Genomic DNA, 9,021 nt, shown 5'->3' on the forward strand with positions numbered 1-9,021 from the left:
CCCTCTCCCCCCTGGGGGGGAGAGGGCCGGGGTGAGGGGGGCGCGGCAGGGTGAAAGGCTTCCTCTCCCGCCACGGGTTCCTCGCCGGCCTGGCCGCCGTGGCCGTCCTCGTGCTCTGGAACCCGGGCGGGGTCCCGGCCTCGGCCGGCCTCTGGCTCAAGGCCCACCGGGCCCCCGACGTCATCATCGCCGTCATCTTTCTCCTCGCCGGCCTTCGGCTCTCGGTGCGCGCCGCCGCGGCCGGGGCGGCCGACGGGCCGGTGGTGGCCCTGGGGCTCGTCTCCGTCTTCGTCCTTTCCCCGGCCGTGGCCGCCGGGTTTTCGCTCTTGCCCCTGGCGCCGGGCCTCCTCGTGGGGCTTGCGCTGGTTGCGGCCATGCCCACCACGCTCACCACGGGCGTGGTCATGACCGCCGCGGCCGGGGGGAACGAGGCCACCGCCCTCGTGATCACCCTGGCCGCCAACGCCCTCGCCGTGGCCGTCGTCCCCGTGCTCCTGCCGGTTCTCGTGGGCACGGCCGGCCGCATCCCGCCCGAACTCTTCCACCGGGGGGAACTGGCCCTTCGCATCGCCGGGCTCGTGCTCGCGCCCCTGGCGGCCGGCATGCTCGTGCGGGCCCGGTTTCCGGCGGCGTGCGACCGGTGGGCCCCGCTCGCGCGCACGGCGAGCCTCGTGCTCGTGGTAACCATGGTGGGCATCGGCATGGCCGGGTCCCGGGCCGCGCTCCTTCGCCGGCCGGCCGACCTCGCCGTTGCCGCCGGGGTGTCGGCCGCGTACCATGGCGCCGTGCTGGCGCTCCTGTTCGCGGCCGTACGGGTGCTCCGGATCGGCCCTGGCCGGCGGGAAGCCGCGATCTTCCTGGGGGGCCAAAAGACGCTCCCCCTGGCCGTGCTCCTGCAGACCACGTTGTTTCCCGGCGTGGGTGAGGCCCTGGTGGTCTGCGTGGGCCATCACCTGGTACATCTGCTGATGGACGGGTACCTGGTGGGCCGGCTGCGCGCCCGAAACGAAACGGCCTGACGGCGCATCGAAAGCTTCCGTGCGCTCGCTGGGTCGCGCGAAGGCGCGAACGCGGATCGACCACCTTCGGACGCGGATCAGACGGAACGAATGCGAGAAGCCACGGTTCTCCGACCCAACCCCCCCACGACGTCGCCCACCGTTCTCCCCATGGCGGAGGGCGCCTGCTGCCCCACCGGCGACGCGCCCGACCGGGTGACGGCCCAACCCTGCTGCGTGCCGGCACCGTCGGAGCCCGAGCCGCGCAACTGCGGTCCCGACCGTTCGGCCGAGCCCTGCTGCGGCTCGGCGGCCGAGGCGGTGACCGCCCGGTGGCCCGACCGGGAACGACCGGGCTACCGCATCTGGCCCTTCGTGGAGGGCTGGATCGAGACCCCCGCCGGGGAGGTGCCCCGGGTGTCCACCCGGCTCGCCCCGGCCGACGTGCTCGGCCGCTGGGCCATGCGGTGGGGCATCGGCCGCGACCGCTACCGGGTCGCCCCGGGGCTCTACGCCGTGGGCCACCCCGACGAGAACGCCCCGGTGCTTGTCACAGCCAACTACAAGATGACCTTCGACCTCCTGCGCCGGGACCTCGCCGGGGTGGACGCCTGGATCCTGGTGCTCGAGACCCACGGCATCAACGTGTGGTGCGCCGCCGGCAAGGGCACCTTCGGCACCGACGAGCTGGTGAACCGGCTCCGGGCCGCCGGGGTGGAGCGGGTGGTGCGCCACCGCACCCTGGTGGTGCCCCAGCTCGGGGCCACCGGGGTCTCGGCCCCCGAGGTCCGGCGCCGCACGGGGTTCCAGGTGGTGTACGGGCCCGTGCGAGGCCGCGACCTCAAGGCGTTCCTCGCGGCCGGCCTGAAGGCCACGGCCGGCATGCGCCGGGTCACCTTCACCCTGGGGGAGCGGCTCGTCCTGACCCCGGTGGAACTGCGGGTGATCCTGCTTCGGCCGAGCCTCGCCCTGGCCGCGGCGCTCCTCGTGCTGGGGGGCATCGGGCCCGGGGGCTACTCCGCCGCGGCCGCCCTCCACCGGGGCGGGGCCGCCGTGCTCTCGCTCCTGGCCGGGGTGGTCGCCGGCGCCGTGGCCACCCCCGCGCTCCTGCCCTGGCTCCCGGGCCGGATGTTCTCGCTGAAGGGGTTGTGGACCGGGCTTGCCGGGGCGCTCCTCCTGGTCCTGCGGTTCGCCGGGGCGCTCTCGGGCTGGGACGCGCTCGCCCTCCTTCTCGCCCTGCCGGCGGTGTCGAGCACCTGCGCCATGAATTTCACGGGATCGACCCCGTTCACCTCCCCCTCGGGGGTCGAGTTGGAGATGCGCCGGTCTCTCCCCTGGCAGATCGGCGCCGGCGCGCTCGCGCTCCTGGCCTGGCTCGCGGGGGCGTGGCATTAGAAACCCGGCGCCAATAGAGGCGCGCAAGGAGATCGCGAGGGCGTGGGGCCTGCTTCCGGCCGTGCGTGAGTGCTGCATCCGGCTTACGCTGCATCCGGCACTCAGCCCGACGGACGGAACCACCCAGAAACTCTGGGCGTATTTGTCCATCCGATTGGCCGGAAGAGACCCAGTCGTTGGCCGAGTGCCGGATGCAGCGACTGTAGGAGCCACGCCCGGCGCTCCAGCAGGCCCCACGCCCCGAAGCGCTCTTGTTTAGCCGCCTGGGTGATAGGGGGGAGGGCCGGGAATGGGGGGTGGGGAATGGGGAATGGTTGACGCCGGGTCGGGCTTCCCGGTTCCCCGTCTGCCGGCGTGCCGACCGAAGACCGGCGACCGGTGACCGAAGACCGACCTTCGGGAAGGACCCTCGATGGACGCGTTTCGCTATCTGGAAGGGGTGGCGAGCCTGGAGCTCACGCCGGAGCGGTGCGTGGGGTGCGGACTCTGCGAGACCGTGTGCCCCCACGGGGTGCTCGCGGTGGTGGAGGGCCGCGCCCGCATCGTGGACCGGGACGGCTGCATGGAGTGCGGGGCCTGCGCCCGGAACTGCCCCACCCAGGCCCTCTCGGTGAGCGCCGGGGTGGGCTGCGCCGCCGCCATCATCAAGGGCTGGATCACGGGCGGCCCCCCCACCTGCGGCTGCGACGACGCCGGGTGCTGCTGAGGCGCGGGCCGTGCCGGGAGACCCCTTCCTCGGCCCCTACGCCGACATCCGGGCGCTTCGCGCCGCCGCCCGGAAGATCCTGGGGGTGGGGCCCGAGGCGGGGCTTCCGGAGATCCGGGCCGCGTTTCGCCGCCTCTCCCGGCGGCACCACCCCGACCTGGGGGGCGACCCGGCCCGGTTCACCCGCATCGTGAACGCCTACCTCGTCCTTACCCGCCCCGACCCCCGGGGGTTCCCCCTGGGCGACGCGCCGGGCGAACCCGAGTCCCACGCCGCCTACTTCGAGCGCTGGAAGCGCCGGTTTTTCGAGTGATACCAAGTTACGTTCAAAGCTACCGTTTCCTGATTCGGCCCGGCAAGGGGCCCGGTGGAGCACCGGGCGTGGCTCCTACAGTCGCTGCATCCGGCACTCAGCCGATGTCTCCCCCGCCAAGAACCTACCAATGGCTAGCCAACGTCCGCGTTCCCGCCGTTCATGGAGCCGCCGGGCTGAGTGCCGGATGCAGCGTAAGCCGGATGCCGCACTCACGCACGGCCGGAACCGGGCCCCTTGCCGGGCTCCGGGCTGGGTGTCTGTTCGAACGCAACTTGGTATGAGGGGGGGGCTCCCTACCCCGCCCCGTACACCCCCAGGGCCGCGGCCACAGCCTCGCCCTTCGGGATCGGGGCCCCCAGGTCGGCGAGCACCGCCTCCAGGGCCCCGAGGCAGGTGAGCACGTTCTGGCGCTTGGCCGCGTAACCCATGAGCCCGATCCGCCACACCCGGCCCGCGAACGCCCCCAGACCCGCCCCGATCTCCAGGCTGTAGTCCTCCAGGAGCCGCCGGCGCACGGCGGCCTCGTCCACCCCCTCGGGGGCGTACACCGCGTTGAGCTGGGGCAGGCGGTGGGGCTCCTCCACCACGAACGAAAGCCCCATGGCCTCCAGCCCCGCCCTGAGGGCCCGGTGGTGGAGCCGGTGGCGCGCCCAGGCGCTCTCGATCCCTTCCTCCTTGAGGAGCACCAACGCCTCGTGCAGGGCGTAGAGGGCGTTCACCGGCGCGGTGTGGTGGTACGTGCGCTTTCCGTCGCCCCCCCAGTACCCGAGCACCAGGGTCAGATCCAGGAACCAGCTCTGCACCGGGGTCTTGCGCGCCCGCACCTTGGCCAGGGCCCGCTCCCCGAAGGTCACCGGCGAAAGCCCCGGCACGCACGACAGGCACTTCTGGCTTCCGCTGTACACGGCGTCGAGGCCCCAGGCGTCCACCTGGACCGGGATCCCCCCCAGCGAGGTCACGGTGTCCACGATGGTGAGGCAGCCGTGCTCCCGGGCGATCCGGGCCAGGGCCTCGGCGTCCGAGGCCGCGCCCGTCGAGGTCTCGGCGTGGACGAAGGCCACGATCTTGGCGTCGGGGTGCTCCCGCAGGGCGGCCTCCACCTTGGCCGGGTCCACCGGCCGCCCCCACTCGTCGTCCACCACCACGGCCTTGCCGCCGCACCGCTCCACGTTCTGGCGCATCCGCTCGCCGAACACGCCGTTACGGCACACCACGACCGTGTCGCCCGGCTCCACCAGGTTCACGAAGCACGCCTCCATGCCGGCCGAACCCGGCCCCGACACGGCGAAGGTGACCTCGTTTCGGGTCTGGAACGCGTAGCGCAGCAGGTCCTTGAGTTCCTCCATCATGTGGACGAAGGTCGGGTCCAGGTGCCCCACGGTGGGGCGCGAAAGGGCCTGGAGCACCCGGGGATGGATGTCGGACGGGCCGGGGCCCATCAGGATCCGCTGGGGGGGATGGAACGAGGTCATTCGGTCACTCCTTCTTCGTGGAATCTCTTCGCTCGGCGTCGTTCGGCCGGGCAGCTCGGCGGCCGAACCCTGCGCGTTCTCGTAGCAGGCGTTTTCCGAGCGGGCGTGGACGCGCCGCGCCGTCGTCACGCCCCGTCCGATGGATCGCCTTGGTCGCCGGTGCACTCCAGCACGGCCTCGAGCTCCCGGGCGATCTCGTGGGCCGCGTCCACCGTGGGCATGGTGAGCGGGGGCCGCACGCCCCCGCCCTTGTATCCGCGCATCGAGCAGGCGAGCTTGAGCCCCCCGATCCCGTGGGCCACGGTCACGAGCCGGGCGAGCCGCTGGATGCGGCGCTGGAGGTCCAGGGCCCGGGCGTGGTCGCCGGCGCGAAACGCCTGGTACAGGGCCACGCACGCCTCGGGGGCGCAGTTGGCCACGGCCAGGATCGCCCCGGCCGCGCCCACGCAGAGCGCCGGGTAGGTCACCCCGGCGTTCCCCACGAACACGGCGAACCCCTCGGGCACGAGCCCGCAGATCTCGGTAAACGGCCCGATGTTCCCCGAACTGTCCTTCATGCCCACGATGTTCGGGTGTTCGGCCAGCCGGGCCACCGTGCCGGGCTCCAGGGCCACCCCGGTGAACTGGGGCACGCTGTAAAGAAGGATCGGGATCGGCGACTCGTCGGCCACCCGGCGGAAATGGGCCTCGAGCCGGTCCTGGGTCATCTGGCCCTTGAAATAATGGGGCGTGACGACCAGGGCGCAGTCGGCCCCGAGCTCCGCGGCCCGGCGCGTGGCCCGCACGGTGTCGCGGGTGGACTCCCGACCGGTTCCGGCCATGAAGATCCGGTCGGACGGAATCGCCTCCCCCGCGGCCGCAAGCACCTCGTCGCGCTCCCGCTCGTCCAGGTACACGCTCTCGCCGTTGGAGCCGAGCACCAGGTAGCCCGCAAGCCCCGTCTCGTTCCACCGGGCCAGGTTCGCCCGGAACGCCTCCAGGTCCACCTCGTCGCCGCGAAACGGTGTTATCACCGGCGGCAGGATGCCTTCGAGCCTTCTCACGTGGGTCCTCCCGCTCCCTTCGGTGGGCAGTCGTCGGTCGCCCCCCAACCTCGAAAGCGCCGAAGTATGACATAGACGCCACGATGTGCAAGGGGCCGCTTTCCCCGGGTCCGAATCCGGGTACGCTTGTTGGCAGCCGACGACCTTCTTTCGTCTGGAGGAACTCCCGAATGCAGCCCGTTCCCCCCGTCCCGTCCGTCATGGGCACCCAGCACCCCGACAACGTCTCCCCCGTGCCCTTCGGCGACTCCCCCCGGGTGGGCCGGGATCTCGAAGGCGAGGAGGTGCTCTACAACATCGCCGAACTCGGCATGCCCGAGATCATGATCGACTACGAGCGAAAGCACGGCGAGGCCACCCCGCTGTGGGACTGGCTCCACCGCTGCCCCACGTGTCTCGAGGAGCGGGTCATCGGCCGGGATTTCCGGGTCACCCCGCGCCTCCCGAACCCCGACGCCGACCGGGACGACCCCTACTTCTGGCAGGGGCTCGGCATCTTCCCCAACTCGGTCCTCGTCATGGGGCGGATGGGGCTCCAGGGCCCGGCGTTCACCGAGTTCATCATCCCCGACGCGGCGCGCGGCCGCACCCTGGCCCGGATCGAGCTCCACCTCGTGGAGCGCTGGCGGCTTCTGCGGGCCCAGTACGCCGCCTACGCCGACGAGACCCCCATTCCCTGGGACGGCGCGTTCTTCGTGCAGGGCATCCCGCTCATCGAAACGGTGGAACGCCTCCTCGACCCCCGACCCCTGTGGCGTGAGCTCATCGCCGAGCGGCGCAGGCTCCTGGGGCGGGATACTACGATCCAGCGCAGCTTCATCGCCCGCAGCGACCCGGCCCTCAAAGCCGGCATGACCGCGGCCCTGGTGGCCGCCGCCGTGGCCCTGGCCCGGGGCCGGGACTTCGAGGACGAAACCGGCGTGGCCGTGCCCCAGATCGTCGGGATCGGCTCGGCGCCGTTCCGCGGGGGCCTCACCCCCGAGCCGGAACGCCTCGACCGGGTGCTTGCCACCTACCCCGGCGCGGCCACCGTCACCGTGCAGTCGGCGTTCCGGTACGACCACCCGGCCGAGGTCGTGCGCCATGCCGTGCGGGACCTCGGTCGCCGGGTGGAACGGGGGTGGAACAACCGGGCCCGCCTGCCCCGAGGGCCCGACCGGGAGGAAACCGGGGAACTCCGAAAGCTCCTGAATCGGCTAAAGGAGGCCTACGAGGCCTCGTTTCGGGAACTGGCGCCGTGGCTCGAGAGGATCGCGCCCCACGTGCCGAGCCACCGGGAGCGCTACACCCAGACCGCCCTGACGGGGGAGGTCCGGCGGGTGGGGGGCCTTCCGGCCGTGCGGGCCATCCGGTTTGCGGCCTCGTGCTACAGCCTGGGCGTCCCGCCGGGCGCGCTCGGGTTTCGGGTGTGGGACGACCTGGGGGAGAGCGGGCGGGATCTCATTCTCCGGTGGGTCCCGCGCCTCGAGGAGTGGATGCGGGAGGAACTTCGGTGGGCCGCGCCGGAGCCCCTCCCGGGCCTTCCGCTCATCGCGGCCGACCTGGCCGCGGCCCGGACCTTCGCGGGCTCCCTGGACCCCGACGGCGAGCACGCCGGGCGGGTCGCCGAGATCCGCCGCCTGCTGGCCCTTCCCGAACGCCTGCCCGAAGGCATCCTGGCCGCGGGCCGGGTGCGGCGTTTCCTGGGCTGAGGCCGGGACGCATCCCTCGGGGTCCCCATCCCCCTGGCAACGGGCCCGCGGTCCGGAAGGCCGGACAACCCGGCGGTCTAACGGCTAGCCCCCCGCGGTCCCGCCCCTACTTCGTGTCGATCGGGTACCCGGCCCGGCGCCAGGCGTGCCAACCGCCCCTCAGGGCGTACACCTTCTCGTAGCCGAGGTCCATCAACTGTCGCGCCACCCGGGCGCTTGTGGCCTCGTTGGGTCAGGCGCAGTAGACGACGATCGTCGCCCCCTTGGGGTACTTCCCGGCCCAGGCGGCCACGTTCCGCGGGTCCTCCCGCACGGCCCCGGCGATCTTGCCCTGGCTCGCGCCCCAGTCCCCCTCGAGCCGGGTGTCGATGATGACGAGTTCCTGGCTCCCCAGGCGGCCCTTGAGTTCCTCGGGCTCCATGCGGGGCACCGGCCCGGCGCCCAAGGCGGGTCCCAACCCGAGGCCCAACAGCACGGCGATAGTCAACGCGACACAAACGATCCTTGGTCGGGGCATGGGGTCTCCTTTCGGTTCGTTGCCGAAAATCAGTGCCGGCCGAGCTTACCCCCGAATCCGCCGGCGTCAATCCGGCCGGATCGCCCCCCCGGTGTCCCGCCCTGGGCCCCCCTTACAGGCAATCGCCCCTTCCCGGGCAGTCCGGATCGAGCCCCAGGGCGCGGGCCACGGCCGCCCAGAACTCCTCGCGGCCCATGTCCGAGTAGCCCCCGAGGGCGTGGGAGACGACGCCATTCGCGTCCAGGAGCACCAGCGAGGGCACCACCGTCACCCCGAACCGGTCGTAGAGATCGAGATTCCAGTCCACCGCGGCCGGCACCCGGACGTCGTGCTCCGCCATGTACCTCGCCAGGGCGTTGACCTCGTCCTTCCCCCAGGTCTCGTGGTCCACGTTCACGGCCAACGCGCCAAGGCCCCTGTCTCCCCACCGGCCATACCAATCGCCGAGGTCGGCCAGCACCCTGGCGCTGCGGGGACTCCACGAGGCCCAGAACGCGATCACGGTGGCCTTCGCCCCCGCCACCTCCTCCAGGCCAAACTCCCGCCGGTCGAGGGTCTCGAACCGGAGGCCCTCCACCGCCTGCCCGAGCTCCAGCCGCCGGAACGCCCACGCGGGCGCCGCCAACATCCCCAACACCACCAACCCGGCCACCGTGCGTTTCAGCATGTTTCACCTCCTTGCGAAAGTTTGCAAAGAGTACCGAATTGCCGATTCCGGTGCCAGGGAAAACGAGACCGGAAAGATACCCTGTGCGGGGCAACATCCGGCGCGGCCGGAACGGGATCGGGAAGGGGGGCGCCCGCGCCCAACGCAAAAAGGGCCAGACCCCAAGGCCTGGCCCTTTGCCTGTTCACTGGAGCGGGAAACGGGATTCGAACCCGC

The 9,021-nt window shown here is 72.3% G+C and carries 9 protein-coding genes; 5 read left to right on the forward strand and 4 right to left on the reverse strand.

Annotated features, from left to right (window positions below):
* Positions 1–50: 50 nt before the first annotated feature.
* The 4 genes from ACY0I8_RS13785 (at position 51) to ACY0I8_RS13800 (ending at position 3,412) form a co-directional block, all read left to right on the forward strand.
* Entirely contained in the window at positions 51–1,019 is a 969-nt protein-coding gene (locus tag ACY0I8_RS13785) for a bile acid:sodium symporter (protein ID WP_461395219.1), read from the forward strand.
* A gap of 150 nt (positions 1,020–1,169) precedes the next feature.
* On the forward strand, positions 1,170–2,393 hold the full coding sequence (gene hgcA, locus ACY0I8_RS13790) for a mercury methylation corrinoid protein HgcA (protein ID WP_461395220.1): 1,224 nt from the start codon (positions 1,170–1,172) through the stop codon (positions 2,391–2,393).
* A gap of 412 nt (positions 2,394–2,805) precedes the next feature.
* Entirely contained in the window at positions 2,806–3,099 is a 294-nt protein-coding gene (gene hgcB, locus ACY0I8_RS13795) for a mercury methylation ferredoxin HgcB (protein ID WP_459941142.1), read from the forward strand.
* A 10-nt stretch (positions 3,100–3,109) separates the two neighbouring features.
* Positions 3,110–3,412 carry a J domain-containing protein gene (locus ACY0I8_RS13800; protein ID WP_461395221.1) on the forward strand — a complete coding sequence of 101 codons (303 nt, stop codon included), beginning with the start codon at positions 3,110–3,112 and terminating at the stop codon, positions 3,410–3,412.
* Positions 3,413–3,708: 296 nt separating this feature from the next.
* Here ACY0I8_RS13800 and ACY0I8_RS13805 read toward each other — a convergent pair whose 3' ends face one another.
* Both ACY0I8_RS13805 and ACY0I8_RS13810 read right to left on the reverse strand, forming a co-directional pair.
* Positions 3,709–4,887 (reverse strand): pyridoxal-phosphate-dependent aminotransferase family protein, encoded by a 1,179-nt coding sequence (locus ACY0I8_RS13805; RefSeq protein WP_461395222.1) that lies wholly within the window; start codon positions 4,885–4,887, stop codon positions 3,709–3,711.
* 125 nt (positions 4,888–5,012) lie between these two features.
* Entirely contained in the window at positions 5,013–5,930 is a 918-nt protein-coding gene (locus ACY0I8_RS13810) for a dihydrodipicolinate synthase family protein (RefSeq protein ID WP_461395223.1), read from the reverse strand.
* Between the two features lie 170 nt (positions 5,931–6,100).
* Here ACY0I8_RS13810 and ppcA point away from each other — a divergent pair, with 170 nt between their 5' ends.
* Positions 6,101–7,621, forward strand: coding sequence for a phosphoenolpyruvate carboxylase (gene ppcA, locus ACY0I8_RS13815; protein WP_461395224.1), 1,521 nt, complete (start codon positions 6,101–6,103; stop codon positions 7,619–7,621).
* Between the two features lie 106 nt (positions 7,622–7,727).
* Here ppcA and ACY0I8_RS13820 read toward each other — a convergent pair whose 3' ends face one another.
* Together ACY0I8_RS13820 and ACY0I8_RS13825 are read right to left on the reverse strand one after the other, a co-directional pair.
* A complete protein-coding gene (locus ACY0I8_RS13820) occupies positions 7,728–8,138 on the reverse strand; it encodes a rhodanese-related (seleno)protein (protein ID WP_461395225.1) in 411 nt (136 codons plus the stop codon).
* Positions 8,139–8,250: 112 nt separating this feature from the next.
* Positions 8,251–8,805, reverse strand: coding sequence for a TlpA family protein disulfide reductase (locus ACY0I8_RS13825; protein ID WP_459941137.1), 555 nt, complete (start codon positions 8,803–8,805; stop codon positions 8,251–8,253).
* Positions 8,806–9,021: the final 216 nt, after the last annotated feature.

The sequence above is a fragment of the Deferrisoma sp. genome (genome assembly GCF_054681715.1).